Below are 23,382 nucleotides of genomic sequence, written 5' to 3' on the forward strand. Positions count from 1 at the left end.
GGCAGGAAAAGGCGCTGTTTGCGAGCAGAAGCTGCTACGGTTGCAAGCGCCTACAGATAGGCGTGACGCCGGGGATGTATGACAATAGCCTTTGATGCATGCCCGTCTTCACCTTCCGTCTCGACGATGACATCGCCCAGCGCTTCGATGCTGCGGCGGACAGCGCCGGTGGCCGCTCGGCTTTGCTGCGGCGCCTCGTCATGACTGCAGTGGACGCGGAGGCGGGCGGGACGCCGGGACCAGTCCGCCGGCGGGAGCGAACAACACGGCGGTTTGAGATCCGGCTGACCGATGCGGAAATTGCCGCGCTGGATGCCGAGGCCGATGCTTTGGGTATGAAGCGCACCGACTGGGTGACGAGGCTTGTGCGGCGCCGCCTGCATTCTGCGGCGCCGCTGCCGCTTGAAGAGCGGGCGGCAGTGGCTCAGGCGTGGCGCGAGCTCAACCGGATCGGCATCAATCTCAATCAGGCAACGCGTGCGCTCAATGCTTCGGTGATGGTCGAATCCGGGCTCGATGTCGCGCGCGAGGCGGCGCGGGTGGCAAGCTTTCGGACGGAAATCCGGATCGCGCTTGCCGGTCTCGGCGCCGCGCTCAAGGGCGATCTTGCCTATTGGGACAGCCTTGATGCTTGAGGAGGAGGGCATCCTGCCGCTGCCCAGCCTCATGGAGGCATGGCGGCCGCCCACCGGTGGGAAACGGATACTGCGGGGGGCTTATGTGCGCGTCGGACGGGGCGGATCGGGCCGGGGAGGGCAGGCGCGCGCCGCGCCGCTGAGCCAGTCCGAGGCTCGGGCCAAGCTCGAGCGGATCGTGCGCAAGGCCCCGGAGGTCATGGTCAAGGTCTCGGGCAAGCAATATGGCGCGCATCATCTATCCGAGCATTTCGACTATGTTGCTCGGCACGGGAAGCTCGCGGTGCGCTCGAGCGAGGGTGAGATCATTGACGATCCCAAGCGCCTGAAGGAGATTGCGCAGGACTGGACCATGCTCGACGAGGCGATGAACGAGCATGGCCGCGATCGGCCGACCTCGCTGTCGCTGGTCCTCTCCATGCCCGGCGGTTCGACCGATCCCGAGACGCTGCAGGACGCCGCCCAGGCGTTCGCCCGGATCCTGTTCGAGGACAATCACGCCTATATGCTGGCGCTCCATACAGATACCGATCATCCGCATGTCCATCTGACGGTGGCCACCGAAGGTGCGGACGGCACGCGGTTCAATCCGCGCAAGGCCGACCTCCATCATATGCGAGAGACATTCGCGCATGAGCTACGGGTGCGCGGCATCGCGGCTGAGGCGACGCCCAGACGCGCACGCGGTCACGTTCAAAAGCGTGTGCGCTCAGCAGCGCTGCATCTCGATGCTCGGATCGGTCAGGAGGGGCGCCGGCTCAATATGGATGAACTCAACGTGCTGCGCGCTCGGGCCTTTGCGCGCGCGCGCGATGAGGAACGGCGGCCGCAAGACGTGATGGCGCTGGTTCGCCAGAAGCAGATACGCGGTGCTTATGCGGAGGCGGCAGTGGCGCTTGCACGCACCGGCGAGGCCGACGACCAGGCGCTTTCCGACGAAATTGCGGGTTTCCTGGCGGCTATGCCGCCGGCGGTCTCCCGACGTCTGGCCCTGGCCCGCGAGATGATGCAGGGGCGGCAAGCGACAGAGCCGGCGCGCGAGCTGGAGGGTGGAGCTGGTCCCGAGCGGCCAGCGCCGGAGCGTGGGCGGGAGCGTTGATTTGCATGGGGCGGTTGATCTTGCGAAGGGATGCTCCCACTACCATGTGCTGGAATGTCTTGGAAAATCGAGAGAACTGGCGCTTTCTGTGGCCATGGCTTGTTAGAAAAAACCATGCTACTATCTAACAGACAGGAGCATGGACATGTCTGCGGTGGCTGACCGGATTATGAAGCGTGTGCGCGGCAAGGGCTGTGGCTGGGTGTTTACGCCCAAGCAGTTCGTCGACTTCGGTACGCGCGGCTCGGTCGACATGGCGCTGTCGCGTCTCGCGCATGCCGGTGACATCCGTCGGATCGGCCGCGGTCTCTACGACTATCCCCGCCAGCATGACAAGCTTGGTGCCCTGAGCCCGGATCCCGGGCAGCTGGCCCAGGCGCTCTCCGCGCAGAGCGGCGATGCGCTCGCGCCGTCGGGAGCGGCGGCGGCCAATAGCCTTGGTATCTCGACGCAGGTGCCCGCCCGGGTGAGCTACGCCACCAGCGGCCGCACCCGCACCGCCAAGGCTGGCGGCCGCAGCGTTACCTTGAAGCACAGCCGCGCGCCGGTGCTCGACGCGCCGGAGTCTGTGAATGCGATCGTCCAGGCGCTCGCGCATCTAGGGAAGGGCAATATCGACGCGGATGTGATCGGGCGCTTCGCCGCGCGCCTCGACGATGCCGGTACGCGCGCGCTGGTCGCGGCCCGCTCGGCCATGCCGGGCTGGATGGGCGACATTGTCCTCAAGATCCAGGCGTCGCGGAGAGATAGGTCATGCAGGGAGAAAGGGTAGCGCCGCTGGCGCCACCAGCAAATCTCCAGATGCAGGGTCGGGCACAAGGATGGGTACGGCCGGATAAAGTGTCGGCCATGTCGAATACTTGGCGATCCATGTCGCGGCGCTTGGAGACAGCCAGCCCGTCAAGGTCGTGATACTCGCATAGCGCTGCGCGAGCGGAAGCGCGATGATGGGTTCATAGTGGGCGACGCGGTTGCGCAATATACGCAGGTCGCGCAAGTCCCGCGCGATCACACCGCGCTGTACGCCTTTGGCCTGAAAGATGGGTCGCAGGCTTTGCCAGAGGTGGTGTGACTTGGGGCCGAAGAGTGACGCCCAGAAGCCGAAGTTCAACTCCGCTACGATCTGCGGACGGGTCGCTGCCTTCCCGTCTTTCTGCAGCGTTTGCCGTGCTTTTGCGATTGCGCCCGTCTGATAGTTCGTCACAAGGATCGCAGGATCGTCGATCCAGGCGGCGCCATGTTGGGCCGCAAGCCGCGCGTCCGCCATGTTACGCAGCACGACCTCGAGCATGTGTAGAGGGCCATAGAGGGCTGCGGAAAGCTGCACATTATAGGTGTACAGGCGCTCTGCGAGCGTCTGATCGGCTCCGGCCCACTTCAGATAAGTGTCGAAGCGGTCAGCGGACAAGGCATGAACGAATGTTGGCACGGGAACCTTTTCACTTGATTTTTAGGCACCCTTGCGCCATATGAGCTGGGTATCCCCCGGCGGTCCCTGCTTTGCAAACCGTCGGGGCACTTTATTTCTAGACATCGTCGATTCGATCTTCAATGCCGTTGCTGGAGCAGCGCAGCGTGAATGAACTCGCGCGCCGCCGGCATGCGAGGAGATTTTGCGTGATCACAGCGAAATACATCCCGTGGGACCCGATTGGCGCGATGCCCGACGACCGAAAAGACGGTCGCCTCATGCTGCTCTGGGAAGGAGATCGTCCCGTAATCGGCCGGTGGGATGACGGGCGTAAGGGATGGGAAGATCCGGAAGGCATGCACCTTTTCGAGGAGATCACCTATTGGGCGGATATCAATTCACCGGAATGACCCTTGCTCGTCGGATGATAAATGATTGATATAAAACGATAAAAGGTTGATAATGTTACTTATGTTAAGCTTCGCGAATTTGGCCTCGAGAAGACGCTGTCGTTCGCGAGGCCAATAAGTTCAGCTATGTTCCATGAGGTCATTTATCCTGGTGGCCTTGACGTAACGGGCCGGATTTTGGTTGATCGCCAGAGCTTTGAAATGTGCCTCTCCGCAAGCGATCTTTGCCGCTTCGTTGTCCCGCAGATCATCCGCGAACAGGCTGCCCTTAGTTTCGACGACGAAATAAAGGCGTTCCTCGCCATCCATCTGCACGAGAACCGCCCAATCGGGATTGTAGGTTCCAAGCGGCGTCGGCACTTTGAACCAGCCGGGGAGCTTGGCGTAAACCTTCACGGCCTCGTTCTTTTCGAGCTGTTCGGCGAAAGTGCGCTCGACGCCGCCCGAGTCATAGACAACATGCTCGAACACGGATTTCTGTGTGTCCTTGAGCATGTTCTTAAGGTAGCCGGTCAGCTCCTCCTGCTCGAACAGCTCCTGCGCATAGAAGGTATCGACGCCGACGCGCTGATATTTGATGCCATCGACGAGAGCCAACCGCTTGGTGCGGTTGATAACCTCGGCGGCCAGCTCGATGAAGGCTTGCGGATTGCGCTTGAAATCCGACAGCCTGCCGCTCTCGGTCAGGATGGTGACGAGACTGCGCCGCGTGAGCTGGGTGCGATCCTGAAGATCAGTCAGCACGTCGGGCAGGACGATATCGCCCTCCTCGATGGTCACGGGGCCGGACGTGGAGGTTTCGGTTGCGAGCACGCCGCCCTGCCCGATGGCCAGGTCGGCCTTGCGGATGGTGACGCGCGCTTTGGCAATCGGCGGCGCACCGGCAATGGCCTTGACGCAATCGTCGATCAGCTTCGCGTTGTCGAAATGCACCCGATAGGTCGTCTTGTGCTTGATGCGCTCCCACAGCGCCTGGAATTCGGCGCTTTGCAGGACGGCCTGACGGGTTTTGACCGTGACGCGCTCGTCGGCATTCTTGATGTCGAGCTTGCCAGCGACCTTGCGCAGGACTTCTTTCACCTGCGGCAAATGCGCGGCGTATTCAGGCGGGAGGGTCAGAGTCCCCTCCTTCAGTGCCTGCCGCAGCTTGTCCTGCACCTTGCCTCTGGCGTCGATCATCTGCTCGGCCTTGAGGAAGTCAAAGATCGACGTCGATTCCTCGAAGCCCAGCATCGTGAGCGTACCGTCGTCCTTCTGGATCGGGATCGCCGCGAACTGGTGCTGCTCGACGATACCGAAGCGAATGCCGGTGTCGGCCTCGATTTCCTTCTGGAGGTTGTCGGCGAAGGTCTCATAGCTCTCGGTCGCGACCACCGTGAGCGTGTTGATCTCGAAGCCACGCAGCCGTTCACCCTGCTGGTTGACGCACAGGCGCAGGCCGCGACCGATGGTCTGGCGGCGTTCCCGCTCCGTGCCGATTTCACGCAGAGCGCAAATCTGGAACACGTTGGGATTGTCCCAGCCCTCTTTCAGGGCGGAGTGGGAAAAGATGAACTTGAGCTTCGTCTCGAAGCCCAAGAGCTTTTCCTTGTCCTTCATGATGAGGTTATAGGCGCGCTCGGCGCTGTCGCGGTTCGCCTGATTGTTGTCGGCGGTGTCCGTCCAGCGCTTGTTCTTGTCGATGGAGAAATAGCCGTCATGCACGTCCTCGGCTTCGGACGTGAGGTCGACTTCCTTGAACAGGCTGGAAAATTCGGGAAGCTTGGCGGCGCGGCGATATTCTTCCTCGAACATCGTCGCATATTTGCCTTTCACGGCATTTCCGTCCTCATCGTATGAGCGGTAGTGATCCACGGCGTCGATGAAGAACAGGCTCAGCACCTTGATGCCAAGCGGTGCTAGGCGCTTTTCCTTTTCCAGGTGCTCCTGGATCGTGCGGCGGATCATCAGCCGCTTGATGGCGTCCGCATCCACGTCGCCGATGGCTTCACCGACCGAGAGGAAGGTTTCGGAGCCGTCAGTTTTCACCTCCAGCAATGAGCTGTCGCCGGAAACGCGGATTTCGCCGATGCGGCAATTCTTATAGACGGCGCGGCCAGTCTCATCCTCAAGATCGTCCCCGTCCTGCACGGTGATTTCCTTGCGACGGACTTGTGCGCCCTGCTGCGCGTCCACTTCGATGCGGGCTGTAACAGCGCCGCCCCGGTTGTTGGCCGACAGGAAACGCAAATAGGCCTTGTTATGGCCGCCCTCGACTTCGAGCGAGGCCACTTCGATCTGCTTGACCAGCTTGCGCTCATAGGCGTCCACGGCGTCAAGCCGGTAGACCATGTGATGCTTGTCCACGTGGGTAGCGGAATAACGCAGGGTGCAGAGCGGGTTCATCATGCCGAGCGCCTGCTTGCCGCTGCCCTGCAAGCCGCCGTCAACGCTCTGCGGTTCATCGACGATGATGACGGGGCGCGTCGCACGGATCAGGTCGATGGGCGCTTCGCCGCCCGTCTTCTCGCTATCCTTGTAGAGGTTGTTCACGTCCTTCTTGTTGATCGCGCCCACGGTGACGACCATGATCTGAATGGTCGGGCTGGTGGCAAAGTTCCGCACTTGGCCGAGCTTGGCGGAATCGTAGAGGAAATAGTCGAAGGGCTGGCCGGAATAGAGGCCTTTGAAATGCTCCTCGGTGATCTGGAGCGTCTTGTAGACGCCCTCCTTGATCGCGACGGACGGCACGACGATCACGAATTTGGTGAAGCCGAAACGCTTGTTCAGCTCGAAGACCGTGCGGAGGTAAACGTAGGTCTTGCCCGTCCCCGTCTCCATTTCGACGGTGAAGTCGCCGGACGCGAGCGCCGACGACGGCGGCAGACCGTTGCGGAGCTGAATATCCTTCAGGTTAGTAACGATCTCATCGTCGAGCAGGGATAGCCGGTTGCCGATGCCCAATTCGTTTTCGACAAGGCCAAGTTCACCCTGAACGCCGGTAAATGCGCCCAGGTCTAAACCCGCCTGCCCCGTTGAATCGCGCAGCGGGCGCGGACGGCGCGTGACGGTGAATTCGGTGCGGTTGATTTCCTGCCCACGGAAAAGATCACAGACGGCCTCGATTGCCGTGTGCTGATAATCGAGATCGGGCTCGAAATGCAGTTTCATTCCGGCCTCCCTTACAGACTACGCACGTCAAGAATGCCGTTCTGGTTCAGGATCGCGGCCATATTGGATTTGGCAACGTCATCAGCGAAGCCGGAATCCTTGAAGACCACGCGGGTGTCCACGGCAGGGGCAAGCTCTTTCCGCCATGCGACAATTCCGTTGGCGAGGGTTTCGACCGTTTCCTTGGACAGCCCATCGGCCAGACAGGCAATCAGCGCGCCGCCGCCGATGGAACGGACGACCTTACCCGCAACCTCCTTCGTTTGAATAGGTACACACAGGTCAAGCCCCAGCTTGAGCAGCAGCTCATAAAGCACGTCCTGCTCTGTGCGTCCCGCCACAAGGTGCTCGGCATTGGCGAGCAGCGTGCCTTCAAGGTCTGAAGGCTCTGGATCCCATGCACGAATATTGGAAGATGCGAGCTTGAAAACCCGAAAACCCACATCACCAGCGAACATGGGATTTGCCGCCTTAATGCGCTCTCCTGCGGCTTTTATGCGGGCTTTCGTTACCTCAAAGATTGTGGGAAATTTCTTGTTACCGTCGACCGGCTCCGGCAGTTGAGCGAGAATGAACCGGCGGTTACCGCCAGTGTCTTTGTTCAGTTCCATAACGGCATGACCCGTCGTGCCGCTGCCAGCGAAGAAGTCCAAAACGATGGCGTCCGGGTCGTTCCCGGTCGCAGCGAGCAAGCTATCGTAGACAGCCCAAAGGCTCTTCGGGAAGGTAAACGGCGATCCGGGAACCAATTCGCCAACAAGGCCGGTTCCATTGTCGTTGGCGTCATACCGCTTGTCGTTCCAAATGGTTCGATAGAGGCCAAAGGTTTTCCCAAGTTCGATCTCGTAGCCATAGCTCGTTTGCTTGGCGCGCAGCATCGAAGCAATTCCCTCGACCGATTGCCGCGCATAGCGCCACTTGCGCTCCACTCCCGCCTTATCGATTGGATAAACGTACGAAATGCCGTCAATCACTTCGGTTTGCTTGGGATGGAATTCGTCGGGGCAAACATCACCAAAGCCGACAATCGCGCCGTCCTTTACCATGATCGGGTAGAAGCAATTCTTGGCATCGGAGCGTTCCGATTCAGAGCCCCAATTCCGAAGATGCGACCAGTCCACATCTGCATCATCGATCTTTCGGTCGCAGATTGCCTTGGTGCCTGCCGGGTAAACAAAATACGCGTATTCATGAACGTAAGAGAAATTCTTACCCTGCACGCCGCGCGGGTTATGAACGACAGGGACGCAGACGTGATCGAAGTTCCCTTCTTCAAAGACCTCACGGAGTATCACGCCAAGTTGGCTGACTTCGTTGTCATCAATCGTGATGACTAAAACACCATCCGGTGCCAAAAGATTTCTCGCAAGTTTGAGGCGCGGATAAATCATCGATAGCCAGTTAGTATGGAAGCGGCCTCCCGACTCCGGATTACTTTGAAGCTTCTTCTCTCCCTCGACCTGACCAGTCACCTCAAGATAGGTGCGAACACCATCGTGATAGTCGTTCGGGTATATGAGATTCCGCCCGGTATTGTAGGGCGGGTCAATATAGATTGCTTTGATTTTTCGGTTATAGCTCTTCTGCAGGAGCTTGAGGACTTCGAGGTTGTCACCTTCAATCAGGAGATTGCGCGTCCCGTCCCACTCGACGCTTTCATCCGGACGTGGCAGGAGCGTGCCGGTTGAAGGCGTCAATGCGATCTGTCGCGCTTGACGCTTGCCGTGCCAAGATAGCCCGTATTTTTCATCGGCGGTCGAGACCGTCGCGTCGCCGACCAGCTGCTTCAATACCTCAACATCGACGGCATATCCGCCGTCGCTATTCTCGACGAGTAAAGCGGGGAAAAGCTCCAGCAAGCGGGCGATATTCTCTTCAACGAGATTTTGGCTTTGGGTAAGCGCGTCGCCCATTTCGATTTTTTTCATTTGCTCAAGACTCTTACTCACGAATTTTTCCCTACTTTCGCTCGCATATAGCGGGCGACCAATGGAAGCATACGCTTCAAATTTCCGCTGGTGCCGCCCCCGGATTTTGGCTTACCACCTGCGCTCTCAGGCAGATAGGTGCGCCAGGTGGATAACTTGAACGGCCCTTCGTCTTGTGCGCGCTGCTTAACAAATGCACTGAGCGTGGCCGCCGTTTTTGCATCCTTGGATAACGTGTAGGTGTCTGCCTCCTGCTTAGAAAGCAGGCTCATATTGCCCGGATTAACGAGAAAAAACTGCCGAAGCCCAAAGAAGTTTTGACGTATGTGACCGCTCAATTGCGCCTTACCATGCGCGCGTCGAGATATTTCTTTCGACGCATCATCCGTCTGGCGAGAAAGCCATTTTAGAAAATCATCGTAATCCCCAAAACGCGTGGGTCGCATAATGCGGGATGCTACCCTATCTTCTTCAATATTCAGAATTGGCGGTAGCTTTTTCTTTATATTTGCGACCTCTTTCTCATACGACTTCACGTAGTCGACAAGATCATCAAATTTCAGAGGCTTAAAAAGGCGTGAGTATTCGCCAAACATTTGATCCATCAGGTCGCGCCGCGCTTGGTCACGTTCAAACCACAGAACCTCAGCGGCATTTCCAGACAACGCCCGCGTGCTGAGATTGGCGCTGCCAATCAAATATCCCTGCTGACCGCTATAAATTTTAGCGTGAGCGGACGGGCTCACGAAAAGTGCTACCTCGTTGCACGTGGCGTAATGACGTTGGATAAAATCTCGTAGCGCTGGAGGATTCAGAGAGCCGAGCGCCCATTCCACGGGTGACGTTAAATCAAGGCGCACGAAAAGGCGAAGGCTGTTGGCTTCGATGTTGAGCGCATTAAGTGCGCCCATGGAATAGAAAGCCGTAGCAATAGTTACATCGCCCGCCCCGATTGAATCGAGATCTGCAATGACAGGGCCAACAATCGCCCTCGGTGCCTTTGCTTGACTATTCACAGCCATTTAGAGTTTTCCGCAAGTTCGGCCTCGCGCCTTTGTATTTCCATGTTCATTTCCACGCGACGAGCAAGATGCTTCTCGCGCTTGGCTTTGCCTCGCAACACCTCGATTTCTTTGCTCATTTTCGCGTGCGCGTCGAGCGCCTGACGACGTCTGATGACAATTTCACCATTATCGGTTGCCGCGAAGGCCCCCGTCAACCGCGAAGCGTTGAGCGCTTCCAGCCGCCCGATCCAGCCGGAATAGAGGCTGTGGAGGTCGGTTCGGGGTTGCGCCGCCAGCGCCAGGCTCGCTAAAAACGCCGTCTGCATCGCATCTGCACCGTCCAGATGCAGGCCAGCGGCGGCGACAACGCCCTCCACTACGACGCGGCCAGCTTCGTTCTGCGCCTTGCGCTTGTGCGCGGCGGATAGGGTCAAACCGCCCTCATCCGACGTTATGAGAAACACGGGATATGGAATGGCGCGGTGGATCAGTTCGATCAGTCGCGTCCCCTTGGCACCGGCACGGAAGGCGCAACCGATGACGGCGATTTCTAGATAGTCGCGCTCCTCGTCGGCAAAGGCTGGGACGCCGATGGTCGCGGGCTTGCAGGCCGCAAACCATTGCAGCTCGTCAACGCCTTCCTGAATGGCGCGCTTGTCCGTGCTGGTCGGCGCACCCTGCTCGATCAGCAGTTTCTTGGGAACACGGGCATCGACCCTCGCGCCGGTTGGAAGCGCAAGAGCATCAACGATGGCGCGCACGCTTCCATCCGCTGTCATACGCCCTCGGATGCAGCAGGCGGCAGGATGACGACGAAGGCGACGACCTCAAAATCATTGATACCGGCGAATTCGCCCTTGAGGGCATGGGTGCCGCCGGGTGAGAACAGGCTCGCGATGGCGCGCTCCTCGCTCTTGCCCGCAATCGAGGCGACAGCACGGGCGAGAAGCGATTGATAACTTTCCATGTCGCGGCCAAGCCGCGTGTCCTTGTCGAAGCGCGCGCAGGCCTCTGCATCGGGAAAATCGCGCCCGATGGCGGTTTTCTTGAGCCGGTCGAGCACCTGCTTGGCCTGCGTGTAGGGCAACAGGACTTCGCCCTCGTCGCCAACATGGACGACGAAATTGGGGCTCAAGGGATAGCCAGGTTCGGCGGCATGCGCTGCGGCGTCGCCCACGGCGCGCAGGCAGAAGATGACGCCGGGCGGCAAATCATTGTCCGATGCGGTCGGCTCCAGCCCCGACACGACGGCATAGGTGCCGAGCGGCAGGGTTTCGAGCTGGTCGCGATGGTCGCGCAGATGGCCTGCAAGATCGATGCGGAAATCGTTGAGCGTCAGGTCGGCGATGGAAACGCCGCTCGATAAATCCTCCAGGTCGATCACCGCGTCCTGCATCTTCTGCAATTGGGCGCGGCGATACTCCAGGTCGTTCATCTGGTTTCCGGCCTGAAACTCGATGACGTTCTCCTCGCCCGTCGCCGAAACGTCGAGCAGCACCATGCGGCCACTGACGCGGGATTCGAGGTCGAGATATTCGTCCAGCTCCATGTTCGGCCAGAAATTGACGAGCTGGATGCGGGTGTTGGTCGAGCCGATACGGTCGATACGCCCGAAACGCTGGATGATGCGCACCGGATTCCAGTGGATGTCGTAATTCACGAGGAAATCGCAGTCCTGAAGGTTCTGGCCTTCGGAAATGCAGTCCGTGCCGATGAGAAGGTCAATCTCGCCCTCGCCCGCCATTTCCTCCGGCCGCTCCTTGGAGCGGGGCGAAAAGGCGCTCAGGATCGAACTCATATCCGAGCGCAGGCCGGGCAAGCTGGATTTGTTCGCGCCGGTGCCGCTGACCACGGCGAGGTTGATGCCAAGCGCCGAATGCGCCCAGCCCGCAAGCTCGCGGTACAGATAGTCCGCCGTGTCGGCGAAGGCCGTGAAGAGCAGCAGCTTGCGGTTATCGCCGTTGATCGGCGCATCAACCTTGTGTGCTATCAGCTCCTTGAGGGCGGCGAGCTTCGCGTCCCGCTCGGGCGTGACGGCGCGCGCCGCCGATAACAACGTGGCCAACCGGTTGCGGTCTTCGATCAGGTCTTGCCGCCAGCGCACGCGATCAACGTCCTGCAACAGCACCTTAACCTTGCGCCCGACGAGCAGCGCCTCGAATGCGGGATCGTCGATATCAACATCGTCAATGGCCAGCTCATCGACGGACTCCTCGTGGGTATCGATCTTGGCGAGAAGCGCGTTCACGTCATCGAGCTGGCGCTTGATGGTGAGGGCGAAAGACGCGACCGAGCTTTCCATGCGCTTCAGGATATTGACCCGCAGCAGATGAATCAGGCTTTCCTCGCGGTCGACCTGCCGGAAGAAGCTCTCGCCGCCCCGGACTTTGGTGCTGTATTTTTCGTCGTAGGCGGCCTGCTTGTGCGGAAGCACGTATCGCAAGGGCGCATAAGCGCCGAGCGTCAGCCGCCGGATTTCGTTGTTGATCTCGCGGATGGGGCGGAACTCGCCCGCCAGGTCAACGTCGGCCTTGATGTTGACCGGACGCAGACGCTCGGGGAACTGGCCGGTTTCCTCCGTGCCGTAGTAGCGCTGCACATGCTTACGCGACCGCGCAATGGTGAGCATGTCGAGCAGCTTGAAATAATCGAAGCCCAGCATGTCCATCAGCCGCGCGGGGCGTCGCTCATCCTCGGGGAGGTCGAGCCAGCGGTTGAATTGCCCCTGCGCCTTGCGGATGGTCGCCTCGATGCTCGGAATACCGTGCTCGATCAGGGCAATGTCACTGCCTTCGGTCATGAAGGCGATCTGGTTCTTGAGGTCGGCCAGCCGGTTGTTGACCGGCGTTGCCGACAGCATCAGCACCTTGGTTTTCACGCCCGCCTTGATGATGCGCTTCATCAGGTGGTCGTATCGCGTGTCGCGATCCTTATGGGTCGCCTTGTTGCGGAAGTTATGGGACTCGTCGATCACGACGAGATCGTAGTTGCCCCAATTCACATGCCCGAGGTCGATATCGCCCGACAAACCGCCGTCGCGCGACAGGTCGGTATGGTTCAGCACGTCATAATTGAAGCGGTCGCCTGCCAGGACGTTGCGGCGATCATTGGCCTTGTAGAGCGTCCAGTTGTCGCGCAGCCGCTTGGGACAGAGCACCAAAACGCGGTCGTTGCGCAGCTCGTAGTATTTGATGACGGCCAGGGCCTCGAAGGTTTTGCCGAGACCGACGCTATCGGCGATTATGCAGCCGCCGATGCGCTCCAGCTTGTCGATAGCGCCGACGACGCCATCCCGCTGAAACTTGAACAGCTTGTTCCAGACGGTCGTGTTGCGGATGCCCGTCGCGGACTTGATAATCCGCTCCTCGTCCAGCTCGTCGCCCAAATCCCTGAACAGCTCGTAGAGCACCTTAAAATAAAGCAGAGAAGGTGGGCGATGGCTCGCAGCCACGTTAAGGCTGATGGGAAGTTGGCTCGGGTTCGGTTTCACTCCGCACCAATTTGCCTGAAACCAGTCGGCGAATGCCTCCGCTTCTGCTTCTGTATCGGAAAGCTGGACAAGGCCCAGTCGGTCACCTGGTGTAACTCCCAAGCCATCGGTGGTGAACCCGCATGTGCCGGTCAGAACGTGGCGGTTGCGGTTTTCAGAAATAATGATCATGGATTGGGGCGGCGCAGTTGGGACGTGGCGGACCTCGGCATGTTTGCTCAGCCATTCAACGGCGATTTTGGCAAGCCATCGACCCTGCAATTTACCGCGTGCGGCAATGTCGGCAGGGCCGCCGTAGAGGGAATTCGTAATGGCACTGTCAGAGCCAAGAAGGATCCGACAGTGTCCGATCTTGCTGAGATGGTCGTGCATTTCGGCAAATGCGTAAAGCGAGAAGACAGGCGACATAAAATCAACCGCTGCGTCCGGCTGCAGCCAGTCCCGAAGCCTATCAATAACTCGCTCATTTCCACTGTTACGCAAAAGCTTCATAGAATTCCGATCTTTGCTATGAGCTTAAAGCTGCACACGCTGAGCCTGTAAATGCCGAAATGCCCGGTCGCGGCAGGTCAGCAGGATCACCTGCATGCGTTGGGAGGCTTCCTCCAGGATTTCCGTCATCAGATCGAGCCGGCCATCGTCGGAATAGACCAAGGGATCGTCGAGGATGAGCGAAACCGGCATGCCCTGCTCCAGCAGCATGTCGGCAAAGGCAAGGCGGGTCAGGACCGCCAACTGTTCCTGCGTTCCCTTCGAAAGCGTGCCGCAGGCTTCGCTCAGGCCTGAGCGCGTGACGGATGCCAGCCCTAACTCTTCATCGAAGCTCAGGTCTGCGCCTGGAAACAGGCGCTCAACATGCACGCGGGCGCGCTGGGCCACTGGGCCAACGAAGGTTCGAGATGCCTCCGCACGCGCCTCGTCCAGCACATCCTTGAGCATTTTGACCGTGGCCGCCTCTTCGTCGAGCCGAGCTAGCGCCTGCGTTGCGGCATCAGCTTCTTCGGCTGCAGCTGCGGCCAGGCTCGCCAGACCTTTGCCACCTTCGCTCTCAATGATCGCCTCAAGGCGGGCGATATCCTTTTCGAGGTCGCTCCGCCGGATTTGCCCTGCCCTTGCCCGGCTATCGATCGTTTCGATCTTGCGGTTGATCGCCTGCGCATCATGCGCGGTGGCGTCGCGCGTCGCTTCGGCCAGCTTGACAGCGGCCTGGGCAACATTCTCCCGGGCTTTGGCGATGGCGTCGGCCAGCCCGGCAAAATCGGGCTTCTGTTCGAGCTGAGCGATGCGATCCGATGCATGAGACTGATCGCGCTCCGCGCCCGCCTGCTTGGCGGCAAGCGGGCGGTCCCTATCCTCTATTTCTCGCAGGTCCTGAACGGCTTGGTCGTGCAGGGTTTCAGCGCGCACTACGACCGTTTCCGCCTCTTCCAGGCGTCGGGTGAGCTGATCGGTCGAGATCTCGTCTTCATCGGCCGCCGGTGATTCCGCTGGAACACCTGCCACGAACAGCTTGAGCGCATCAGGGCCTGCCGCAAGATCCAACAGCGGCTGTGTCGGCGTCAGCCCGGCGATCTTGGTTTCGAGCAGTTGGACGGTCCCCTGCGCGTCGCGCGCGGTATCGTTTCGCGTCCGCGCCGCGGCGAGGCCGGCCACGTCCCATCCGGCTAGTTCCAGTTCCTGTCGCTCGAGCAATTCGGCGAGGCGGGCTTCCGCACTGGCTGCCGTTGCCGGCGGACGGATGACCAGGACGCCCCCGCCCAGGGCAATCTGCGTCTCACCGGTCAATGTGCGCGGGCTATTTGGTGTCAGGGGCTCGCCGCCTATGGTGATGCCCGTAGCGTCGCCCGTAAGCTCGATAGTGGTAGCGCCGGCATTGACGGCGGCCCGCGCTTCCGCGACAGCACGATCATTGGCCTCCAGGCGAGCGAACGCCTCAGCCGGAATGACCTGTGCGGCCTGATTGCGGGCATTGGCCAGTTGCTTTTCTAGATCGAGGAGTTCGGTGTGCCGCTGGCGTGCATCGGTGATCGCCGCGTGGCGCTGCCGCCTAGCGAGACGTGCGTCCCCTTCCACAAGCGCCTGACGGGCTGTGGCGCGATCATCTCGCGCCTTGTCGAGCGCTGCCTTCGCCTCAACCACCTTCGTGCGACCCGCTTCCAGCTGATCTGCAAGCTGCTCCCGATCGGCGGTGATTGCGGTCAAAGATTCGCTAGCGGCCGTCAGCGCTTCCTTCGCCGCCTCATGCTGCGATTGCAGATCGTCGAGACGATCGAGGTTTGCAGAGAAAATCTCATGCTCGGCTTTGCGGGTCTCCAGGATCTGCGCAGCAGCCCTGGCGATCTCCAGAGACTGAACAAGACCGGCGCGCTGTTCTTGCTCGGTCTCGTCCGCCAGCTCCCGCTCGATAACTTTCAGTCGGCCGCGCGCGGTCTCCAGCTCGCCGAAGCTCGTTTCGAGCGCATCGAGCCGCTTGGTCGCATCCGCAGCGGTTTGCCGCGCCTGCTGGTCACGATCCCGCGCCGCTTGCCAGCGCCCCTTCGACTGCGCTTTTCCTGTCGGCGTCCAGTAAATGTCATATTGCTCATCGATCCGCTTTCGGACGCGCTCATAGGCAGCGCCGCCGACGATCGTCCCGACCTCTGCCTCCAGCGTCGCCTGGATGCTGCTGCGCACGATGCTGCCGGGCGCCGTCACTTCGAGCGCCTGCGCCTGCGGGACCCATAGCAGACCGAGCGCACCATATGTGGCCGGGTCACCGCGCTGGCTGCTATCCTTGACGAACCCTAGAAGCGCCTGCAGGCGATTTTCGGCCTCCTCGCCCTGCGCCCGGCCCTGCGGCCCCGTGACTTCGACTTGGGGGCCTTTGAGAAAGCGCTTGGCGATTTTCCAGCTGTCGGTGCCAATGTCGAAACTGACCTCGATTTCTGGCGCGACCGCCTCGCCATAAGGCGCAAAACTTTGAGCGAGCTGATTCTTCGTGGCATGGCGGACGAAGAAAGCCGCACGCAGGGCCTCAAGGATCGTGGATTTCCCACGCTCGTTGGGCTCGATGATGATGTTGAGCCCCTCGCCCAGCCCTTCGATCGTCAGGGGCTCGCGGAACTTGCGGAAATTGTTGAGGCTGATCCGCCGCAGTTGGAGGCTCATGCTTGGCTCCCCCGATGATATTCGACAAAGAGCCGCTCCATCGCGCGCCGCGCCAATATGGCTTCAGTCCCGCCAGCTGCGATTGTCTCGGTGAGTTTCTCAGCCGCTATGCCGAGCAATCCCTCGACCTTGAGATCCGCCAAGTCCTGCTCGCCCGGCCGGCCGACAAGATCGTCCGCCCGGACATCCAGGAAACGGAGGCGATGCCGCAGGTCATCTTCGAGCCGCGACAGGATCTCGACGCGGTCGGCAAGGCTCGTGATGCCTGCAAGCGAAAGGCGCAGCAGCGTTGCCGCAGGATCGATAGCCGAGAGCAGCACGTCGGACTCCGCCGAAAAGGCGGCCGTGTCCTGCAAGGTCCAATCCCTGAGCAGCCATTGGAAGCGGCCGGTGCGCACGGGTTCCACCTTTGGCTCCACTCCCGGCGCAAGCTCGATCATCAGGGCATGGCCCGGCTCATCGCGCTGAAAACCGTCGGTTTCGGGGGTGCCGGCATACCATGTGCGCGGCTCGACCTTGAGCGTGCCATGCCAATCACCGAGCGCCAGATAGTCGAGACTGGACCGCTTCGCGCGATCCGGCGCGATCTGGTTCTTGGTCTCGCCGCGCGCAGTAAAATCACGGATCGAACCATGTGCAAGGCCGATCCGCAGCTTCGCGCCTGGCGTTTCCATGCTGTCGAACAGCTCGGTCGGATCGTCGAGATGGTGGCGGTGGAGGAGCGGCGCAGGAAGCAGCCAGAGCCCCGCTTCCATCTCCTGCGCGACGGGCTCGGTGAGCAGGATGATATTGTCCGAGGCTTTGTGACGGACCCGGTCCCACAGTCCGCCGTTGCGGGCATAGTCGTGATTGCCCGGGAGCAGCCACCAGCGGCAGGGATAGCGCTGCATGCGCGAGACTGCCTGGACGATGACCCTATCTTCGGGACCCTCGGTATCGAAGACGTCGCCTGCGACAATCACATGTTCCACCTGGTTGGCGGCCGCGACTTCGCCGATCCGGTCGATGGCGTCGAAGCGGGCTTCGCCAAGCGCCGCGCGCACCTCGGGCTCGAACCGGCCGAAGGGCTTGCCGAGCTGCCAGTCAGCTGTGTGGAGGAAACGCATGGATCAAGATCCCGTATTGTGGGGCGCAGAAAGCGGCGGAAGCGCACAGAGCGTGTTGACGAGCCGCATCTGCTCGACGCTGCTGCAGTTGGCCTCGCGCAAGCGGTCGCTGCCAAATACAAGCGCGAGCGCTTTGGCGCGTGAAACCGCGACATTGATGCGGTTGAGCGAGAAGAGAAACTCCATGCCGCGGGCGGTCTCATCGGCCGAGGAAGCCGTCATGGAGACCAGGCATATAGGGGCTTCCTGGCCCTGGAACTTATCGACCGTGCCGACGCGGATGCTGCTCGGCAGGCCCGCCCGCAGCGCGTTGACCTGCGCGTTATAGGGGGCGACTACGATGATGTCGCCGGGGCCGATAGGGCGCGTGGCGCCGTTCTTGTCGGTCCAGCTCCCTTGCAGGAGATTCTCGATTGCCGCGCCGATCGCCGCAACTTCCTCGGCGGCGATCTGGGCATTGCCTTCGTGGACGACCGGCACCCAGAAGGCACCGGCCGTGGGCCAGGCCGTTCCGGTAACGCTCTGGCGCTTGGTATCGCTATGGCTGGCCAGGCGTCCCTCGTAGACCTGGTCGGAGATGAAGTCGCAAACCTCCGGATGCATCCGCCGGGTCTCAGCAAGGAATATGCCCCGATCGGCAGGCACTGTGGCATGCTCGCCCAGCATCCATTCCAGGCATGACAGGTTGGCGGGCGCAGGATGTGCGCCCTGGATGACCTGAGGCAGCTGGCGCGGATCGCCGACCAGCACGATATTGCGCGCGGCACGACCCATGGCGACCATGTTGGCGAGGCCCACTTGCCCCGCCTCATCGACAAACAACCAATCGAAGCCCTGCACATTCTCATCGCGCGCGAAGAAGAAGGCCGTGCCGCCGACCACATTGGCGCGGGCGAGGATCAGGTCATCATTGGCCGTGGCCCGGTGAACGGGACAATCCCTGGCATAGCCATCATCTCCGCTGGAAACCTTGTGGGCGAACGACACTGGAAAGCCACCACCTTCTTCCTCGCTCGCGCGCAGGCAGCCGAGCAGGACATTGCGGATCGCTTCATGGCTGTTCGAGGCGACGGCGACCCGATGTCCCGCTTTAACCAGCGCCAGGATCACCCGGGCCGTGACGTGCGTCTTGCCCGTTCCCGGCGGTCCCTGGATCGGGAGCAACGTCTGGTCCATGGCGTGCGCCGCGGCAATGGCGCCCGCCACCGGTTCCCCGCCGCAGAGGATATCGCCGTCGATGCCGTTCAGGCGCGGGGCGGCGCCCGACAGCAGATCATCGACGGCACGATAGCGCCGCGGCCCGCATTGATCCTCGATGACGTCGCGCACCGCTGCGGCCAACACCTTGGTATCGAGCGGCCAATCCGGATGCAGGGTCAGCCGATCGGTGAGGAGTTCGGCCCTTGCCACGCCGACCTTCAAGGTGATCGTGCACGCATCGCGATCCAGCGCCTCAATCGCAACGGTTGACGGCGGCCCGTCAATCCCGGGCACAGTGGCCTTGCCGCCTTCGCGCAATTTGGTTTCCTGAGACGGAAAGCGATAGGTGCGCATCACCGAGCGCTTGATGGGTTCGATCCCGGATATCGCCTCGAGTCCCGCCAAGGCGTCGAGATCATCGACAAGCTCTTCCTCATCGCGCGCCGCGCTGTCGAAAACCGTCCACTGAGCAGGCTTGGCTTCACGCTTGTGGAACAGCCCCAGATTGAACAGCAATTCCTGACGCTCTGGAGTCAGAGAGGATGCGGCCAGGCGATCGCGCAGCGCCGTCGTTTCCTCGTCCTCGACCACCTCCTGCTCGGCCGCGTCCTGCGCAAGCACGGGCCAGGGACCATCGGGCCGGATGCCCACTAGCCAATCGCGCAGTAGCTGGGTCGACTGGCAATCGATCCGATTATAGTCCTCGATCTCGTCGAGGATTTGCTGATCGCCCGTCTCGCGCCAATTTTCATAAGCAACGACCGACCCGCCCGCTGTCTTGACCTCGCCCTCGCGCTTCAAGCCATAAAAGGCCTCCAGCGCCTTTATGGAGTAGCTCGGTTCGGAAGCGATGAGCGCGCCGCGCACGACCGCATAGAGGTCGACAAAGCGGCGTTCGCGCATGAGGCGGTCGAGAAAGGCCTCGCCGATACCATAGCGCGTGGTGAGACGCCGCAGCGCGGTGATCTCATAGGGTGCATAATGATAGATGCGGGCCTGCGGATAAGCCGTGAGGCGATTACGAAAAAACGCAAGCAACCGTTCGAGCGCTTGCGCTTCGGCGGCATGGTCATGAGCCCAGAAGGCATGGAAACTATCATCGGCCCACACGCCGTGCAGATATTCAAGGCCTCCCTCGTAATGGGGGTCGCCCTCGATGTCGTAGAAGAGATCGCCCGCCTGCGGCCGAGGGAGCAGGTCAAAGCCTTTGCCTGGCTGTGCCGGACGCAACTCGAAGGCGGGTTCGCCGGTTTTGCGCGCGTGCTGCAGTCTGGCCTGGCCGACAAGCTTCTCCGCCGTCGCACTCGCAACGCCGCGCACCGGGCCGTCATGCCGAGCCAGCGCGGCCATGGTTTCGATGCCGGACGCCTCGAGCTTCTTCACTTGGCCGCGGGTAATATTGGCGACTTGGAACAGGCTGTCCTGGCTGGTGAAGACGGCGTCGCAATGGTCGGCCCATCGGCACAGCGAACAATCAGCGCAGGGGATCGGCCGCGTTGGCACAGGGGAAGCAACAAAGGCCTCGAGCTTAGCCCGCGCACCGCGCGCATAATGGGCATAGTCGGCCAAACGCAGCGTCGCGCGCGTCCCATTGCCGAGCTGCACATGGGCATGCTCCGGCATCACGCCCTGGATCTCCGCCAAAAGGTCGGAATAGAGCACGAGCTGCAGCACATGCTTGGGATGGGCTTTGCGCTTCAGCTTGGTGTCGGTCACTTCGTAGCTGAACGGCCCCAGCAATGATGGTCGCTCGACCCGCTCAAGAAAATCGGACCACCCACCCCAACGCTCGGCGAGAAAAGCCCCTTGAAAGATTATCTGCGAGCCTTGCGCCAACGCCGCTCGCGTCTCGTCCGCGTTCTGCGCAAGATCGCCACGCGCAATCTCGACTACCCCGTTGCCCGCGTCTTTCAGCTTCTCCAAATGGGCGGCCTCATGGGCATCGCCTTGTTTCTGAAGCAGCGCGGCATCCTCGGTATCTTCCCGGGGAGTGAGCGGCTCGCCGCGCATATAGGCAAGGTCGAGCGCTGTCGCATGCGCGCAGCCGACGAACCGCATCAGGTCGGTCGCTGAAAACAGAATGGTGTTCCCGATCGTCCTCACTTGGCCCCCTTGATTGCCCAACGCCGCCCACGAGGGAATCACCTCGACAGGCGCTACCCTGTTCCTTAGCATGCAAGGGTGTCAATCTCTGACATGGACGTATAATGACTTTCGCCAAGGCCAACGATCTTCTGCGCCTCGCCCAACTCGCCGCCTCGCGGCGTTTGGGCATCAGTCTTGAGGAAATCTCTCAGGAATTCGGCATTTCGCACCGCACAGCGCAGCGCATGACAAGTGCGCTGGAGGATAATTTCGCGAATGTCGTTGTTGTGGAAGATGATGATCGCCGTCGGCGCTGGCGCATCCAAAGTCCCATCCCTGAGCGGCTGCAACCGCGCCAGGAAAACACCATCGAGGCTCTGGAAATCGCCGCTCGCGCAGCCCGTGATGAGAACCGGCTCCGCCATGCCCGGGCGCTGGAAGATCTAAGAGACAGCCTGATAACGCGCCTCTCTCCACGTGATGCGCTGCGGTCCGAAGCCGATGCGGAGGCGGTCCTTTCCGCGTTGGGCCAAGTGGCGCGGCCAGGCCCAAAGGTCGCGATGAAACCCGAGGTCACCGACGTTCTGATCGAGGCCCTGCGCGGACCGTTCAAAATGCGTATTGTCTATGGCGAGACTGACGCAGAAACCCGAACGGTCGAGCCGCATGGGCTGTTGCTAGGATTGCGTAGCTATCTCGTGGCACGCCAGGCGGACCGAGGCGAGAACCTCCGCCATTTTCGCCTCGACCGCATCCACAGCGCTGAATGTCTCGATGAAAGTTTTCCCATCCAGTCCGGCTTTTCCTTGAACGATCATGCGGCGCAGGCCTTCGGCGCTTATCAGGACCCCACCCAATATGGCGAGATCGTCTGGCGTTTTCTTCCCGAAGCAGCCTCGCGCGCAGCGGAATTCCAGTTCCATCCCAACCAATCGGCCGAATATCGGGACGATGGGAGTCTGATTGTCCGTTTCAAGGCCGCAGGTTGGCTGGAAATGGCCTGGCATCTCTATCAATGGGGCGACAAGGTCGAGGTGCTGGAACCGGCGGGGTTGCGGGCGCTGGTCGAAGGCCACGCGCGTCCCGACTTCCCGGCCCTGCCCTGATTGACCGATTTGTATCGCCCTTCGTGGCGGCGGTTTTCAATTGAGCTCGGCGAGGAAGCTGGTCGCCGTCAATTGTGCGTGATCGCTCAGGGGCGAGCGCAGCGTGAAGGCGCTTGGCGCACGGGCGAAATTCCACAGCCGCATGAGGCACCATTCCTCGCGCCTCGTATCGGCGACGGCCAACTCATTGCGAGAGATATGAAAAGGCGTGCGCTCCCATCCGTTGGTGGTCTTGACCTCGATCAGCTTCTCGCGCCCGTCCGCCTCAAAGCTCCGGATATCGAAGCCAAAACCATCGCCATCCTGCACAGATGTCCAGCGGACTTTGTCCGCGAGATCGTCGCGGCCCGCGGCAGATAAATGACGGCGCTCGTGATGCAGCACACATTCTTCACCCGCCTTGCCAAGCGCCCGGTTGCGCGCGTCGCGCTCGGCGACATCATATTTGCGGCCGATCGCGGCCATGAACGCTGGATCGATCGGCGACGGTTCGTTGCGCACCGTGGGCGGCGGCCCGATCCGCAGTGATCCTTGCGCTTCCGGTACGTTCAGGGCAGCTCGTGAGAGCCTGTCGGGAGCCAGCCATTCGGTCCGCGCCTCCAACCACCGCAGGACGCCATCGACCAGCGCATTTTGGAAATTGGCGGCCGGCTTATAGCCCTCGATCCAAGGCTGACCAAGGCCGAGCAAGACCGCGCTGATGTTCTGATGCTTGAACTCGATTGAGCCCTTGCTACGGTCGATCACGGCTTGAAGATCGCGGTTTCGCGCCGCTTTATTGAAGGAGCGACCAACCAGCTCGTCGGTGAGCATGGCGAAATAGTCGGCGACGATGTGATCAATTTCCTGATCGGACCAGACTTCCGCCACGCCCTACTCCACCACCGGGTAGTTCGGCATCGGCCATTCATGCCCGGCATTGTCCATCATGAGATCGATGAAGATCGGCAGCAAGCAACCGAGCAGCGCGGCGCCATCCCTGACCTGGGCGCGATTGACATCGCTGTTCCATGTCGAGCCACCATGCACCAGTTGGTTGCGCAGCACATAAAGCCGGTCGAACAGGATCGAGAGTATCCTGGCCGTGTCATGATCGCGCAGTGCGGCGCCTATCGCTGTCCGCGACCGCTCGAGCCTGTCAGCCCAGTCGGCATAGCCGGACGCACCATTGTGATGCTGCCAAAAGGGATGGAAGACATAGCGGTTTGCGAGCAGCACCCGGATTTCCTGAGGGAAGCGCTGCCAGACCATGTCGTAGATGCGATGTTTGCCATCAAAGCCCACAAGGGTTGCGAAGAAGGCTTGGAACAATCCCCGCTCGCCCTCGGGGATAGCAATCACCCGTGATGCTTCAACGTCGCCAGCATAGGCCGCGTTAAAGCCGATCCAGAGCAGGATGAAACGCACATCCTCATCGGTCTGCTCGGCCTCGGCACGGCGCAGCCACGACAGCGCGCGATGCACCCTGAGCGTCAGCGGCTCTGGAAAATTGCCACGCAGCTCGCGCTGCTTGGCCTTCAAGTTCTCATGGTGCAGCGGGCTGCCGGGCGGATAGCGATAGGCCATGACCGATATGGTAAAGCCTTGCTGGTCAGGCTCAATCCCTCTCGA

General features: G+C 60.9%; 17 protein-coding genes. 6 read left to right on the plus strand and 11 right to left on the minus strand.

Annotation, left to right across the window (positions count from 1 at the left end; genetic code table 11):
- The first annotated feature begins 98 nt into the window (after positions 1 to 98).
- The 3 genes from SPHS8_RS18750 (at position 99) to SPHS8_RS18760 (ending at position 2,506) form a co-directional block, all read left to right on the plus strand.
- On the plus strand, positions 99 to 635 hold the full coding sequence (locus SPHS8_RS18750; RefSeq protein ID WP_007684581.1) for a plasmid mobilization protein: 537 nt from the start codon (positions 99 to 101) through the stop codon (positions 633 to 635).
- Positions 628 to 1,734: a relaxase/mobilization nuclease domain-containing protein gene (locus tag SPHS8_RS18755; RefSeq protein ID WP_007684583.1), complete on the plus strand. Its 1,107-nt coding sequence runs from the start codon at positions 628 to 630 to the stop codon at positions 1,732 to 1,734. The genes SPHS8_RS18750 and SPHS8_RS18755 overlap by 8 nt, the downstream gene beginning before the upstream one ends.
- A gap of 139 nt (positions 1,735 to 1,873) precedes the next feature.
- Positions 1,874 to 2,506 carry a DUF6088 family protein gene (locus SPHS8_RS18760; protein ID WP_007684585.1) on the plus strand — a complete coding sequence of 211 codons (633 nt, stop codon included), beginning with the start codon at positions 1,874 to 1,876 and terminating at the stop codon, positions 2,504 to 2,506.
- Here SPHS8_RS18760 and SPHS8_RS18765 read toward each other — a convergent pair.
- Positions 2,486 to 3,163: a hypothetical protein gene (locus SPHS8_RS18765; protein WP_007684587.1), complete on the minus strand. Its 678-nt coding sequence runs from the start codon at positions 3,161 to 3,163 to the stop codon at positions 2,486 to 2,488. The genes SPHS8_RS18760 and SPHS8_RS18765 overlap by 21 nt on opposite strands.
- 188 nt (positions 3,164 to 3,351) lie before the next feature.
- On the opposite strand from SPHS8_RS18765, the gene SPHS8_RS18770 reads away from it, so the two are divergent.
- Positions 3,352 to 3,555 (plus strand): hypothetical protein, encoded by a 204-nt coding sequence (locus SPHS8_RS18770; RefSeq protein ID WP_007684590.1) that lies wholly within the window; start codon positions 3,352 to 3,354, stop codon positions 3,553 to 3,555.
- Between the two features lie 120 nt (positions 3,556 to 3,675).
- On the opposite strand, the gene SPHS8_RS18775 is transcribed toward SPHS8_RS18770, so the two are convergent.
- Genes SPHS8_RS18775 through SPHS8_RS18795 form a run of 5 tightly spaced genes read right to left on the minus strand, consistent with a single transcriptional unit; the run spans position 3,676 to position 13,046 of the window.
- The gene (locus SPHS8_RS18775) at positions 3,676 to 6,705 is read right to left on the minus strand and encodes a type III restriction-modification system endonuclease (RefSeq protein ID WP_007684592.1); all 3,030 of its coding nucleotides are present in this window, start codon (positions 6,703 to 6,705) and stop codon (positions 3,676 to 3,678) included.
- 11 nt (positions 6,706 to 6,716) lie between these two features.
- A complete protein-coding gene (locus tag SPHS8_RS18780; RefSeq protein WP_233431814.1) occupies positions 6,717 to 8,654 on the minus strand; it encodes a site-specific DNA-methyltransferase in 1,938 nt (645 codons plus the stop codon).
- Positions 8,651 to 9,655 (minus strand): hypothetical protein, encoded by a 1,005-nt coding sequence (locus SPHS8_RS18785; RefSeq protein ID WP_148663256.1) that lies wholly within the window; start codon positions 9,653 to 9,655, stop codon positions 8,651 to 8,653. The genes SPHS8_RS18780 and SPHS8_RS18785 overlap by 4 nt, the downstream gene beginning before the upstream one ends.
- A complete protein-coding gene (locus tag SPHS8_RS18790; RefSeq protein WP_007684595.1) occupies positions 9,646 to 10,398 on the minus strand; it encodes a DUF4391 domain-containing protein in 753 nt (250 codons plus the stop codon). The genes SPHS8_RS18785 and SPHS8_RS18790 overlap by 10 nt, the downstream gene beginning before the upstream one ends.
- A 14-nt stretch (positions 10,399 to 10,412) precedes the next feature.
- Entirely contained in the window at positions 10,413 to 13,046 is a 2,634-nt protein-coding gene (locus tag SPHS8_RS18795; RefSeq protein WP_236575266.1) for a DEAD/DEAH box helicase, read from the minus strand.
- Positions 13,047 to 13,073: 27 nt separating this feature from the next.
- Between SPHS8_RS18795 and SPHS8_RS20525 the strand changes: the two genes are divergently transcribed.
- Entirely contained in the window at positions 13,074 to 13,670 is a 597-nt protein-coding gene (locus SPHS8_RS20525; RefSeq protein ID WP_236575267.1) for a hypothetical protein, read from the plus strand.
- Here SPHS8_RS20525 and SPHS8_RS18800 read toward each other — a convergent pair.
- Genes SPHS8_RS18800 through SPHS8_RS18810 form a run of 3 tightly spaced genes read right to left on the minus strand, consistent with a single transcriptional unit; the run spans position 13,644 to position 20,683 of the window.
- On the minus strand, positions 13,644 to 16,274 hold the full coding sequence (locus tag SPHS8_RS18800) for an AAA family ATPase (protein ID WP_007684597.1): 2,631 nt from the start codon (positions 16,272 to 16,274) through the stop codon (positions 13,644 to 13,646). The genes SPHS8_RS20525 and SPHS8_RS18800 overlap by 27 nt on opposite strands.
- On the minus strand, positions 16,271 to 17,380 hold the full coding sequence (locus SPHS8_RS18805; RefSeq protein WP_007684598.1) for a metallophosphoesterase family protein: 1,110 nt from the start codon (positions 17,378 to 17,380) through the stop codon (positions 16,271 to 16,273). Before SPHS8_RS18805 ends, SPHS8_RS18800 begins: the two co-directional genes overlap by 4 nt.
- Positions 17,381 to 17,383: 3 nt before the next feature.
- The gene (locus SPHS8_RS18810; protein WP_007684599.1) at positions 17,384 to 20,683 is read right to left on the minus strand and encodes a TM0106 family RecB-like putative nuclease; all 3,300 of its coding nucleotides are present in this window, start codon (positions 20,681 to 20,683) and stop codon (positions 17,384 to 17,386) included.
- Positions 20,684 to 20,787: 104 nt separating this feature from the next.
- Here SPHS8_RS18810 and SPHS8_RS18815 point away from each other — a divergent pair, with 104 nt between their 5' ends.
- Positions 20,788 to 21,771, plus strand: a complete 984-nt coding sequence (locus SPHS8_RS18815) for a helix-turn-helix transcriptional regulator (protein WP_007684600.1) — start codon at positions 20,788 to 20,790, stop codon at positions 21,769 to 21,771.
- A gap of 36 nt (positions 21,772 to 21,807) precedes the next feature.
- Here the strand turns inward: SPHS8_RS18815 and SPHS8_RS18820 are convergent, their stop codons facing one another.
- Together SPHS8_RS18820 and SPHS8_RS18825 are read right to left on the minus strand one after the other, a co-directional pair.
- Positions 21,808 to 22,641 (minus strand): DUF3883 domain-containing protein, encoded by an 834-nt coding sequence (locus SPHS8_RS18820; protein ID WP_007684601.1) that lies wholly within the window; start codon positions 22,639 to 22,641, stop codon positions 21,808 to 21,810.
- Positions 22,642 to 22,644: 3 nt separating this feature from the next.
- Entirely contained in the window at positions 22,645 to 23,337 is a 693-nt protein-coding gene (locus SPHS8_RS18825; protein WP_007684603.1) for a HEPN domain-containing protein, read from the minus strand.
- Between the last annotated feature and the right edge of the window lie 45 nt (positions 23,338 to 23,382).

This window comes from Sphingobium sp. S6 (assembly GCF_905120495.1).
Lineage (GTDB): Bacteria > Pseudomonadota > Alphaproteobacteria > Sphingomonadales > Sphingomonadaceae > Sphingobium > Sphingobium agri.

Excerpts from the sequence above, each read along its gene's own strand:
- SPHS8_RS18750 (WP_007684581.1), top strand. The coding sequence starts at position 99 with ATGCCCGTCTTCACCTTCCGTCTCGACGATGACATCGCCCAGCGCTTC.
- SPHS8_RS18755 (WP_007684583.1), top strand. The coding sequence starts at position 628 with ATGCTTGAGGAGGAGGGCATCCTGCCGCTGCCCAGCCTCATGGAGGCA.
- SPHS8_RS18760 (WP_007684585.1), top strand. The coding sequence starts at position 1,874 with ATGGACATGTCTGCGGTGGCTGACCGGATTATGAAGCGTGTGCGCGGC.
- SPHS8_RS18775 (WP_007684592.1), bottom strand. The coding sequence starts at position 6,705 with ATGAAACTGCATTTCGAGCCCGATCTCGATTATCAGCACACGGCAATC.
- SPHS8_RS18785 (WP_148663256.1), bottom strand. The coding sequence starts at position 9,655 with ATGGCTGTGAATAGTCAAGCAAAGGCACCGAGGGCGATTGTTGGCCCT.
- SPHS8_RS20525 (WP_236575267.1), top strand. The coding sequence starts at position 13,074 with ATGGCTCGCAGCCACGTTAAGGCTGATGGGAAGTTGGCTCGGGTTCGG.
- SPHS8_RS18800 (WP_007684597.1), bottom strand. The coding sequence starts at position 16,274 with ATGAGCCTCCAACTGCGGCGGATCAGCCTCAACAATTTCCGCAAGTTC.
- SPHS8_RS18805 (WP_007684598.1), bottom strand. The coding sequence starts at position 17,380 with ATGCGTTTCCTCCACACAGCTGACTGGCAGCTCGGCAAGCCCTTCGGC.
- SPHS8_RS18815 (WP_007684600.1), top strand. The coding sequence starts at position 20,788 with ATGACTTTCGCCAAGGCCAACGATCTTCTGCGCCTCGCCCAACTCGCC.
- SPHS8_RS18825 (WP_007684603.1), bottom strand. The coding sequence starts at position 23,337 with ATGGCCTATCGCTATCCGCCCGGCAGCCCGCTGCACCATGAGAACTTG.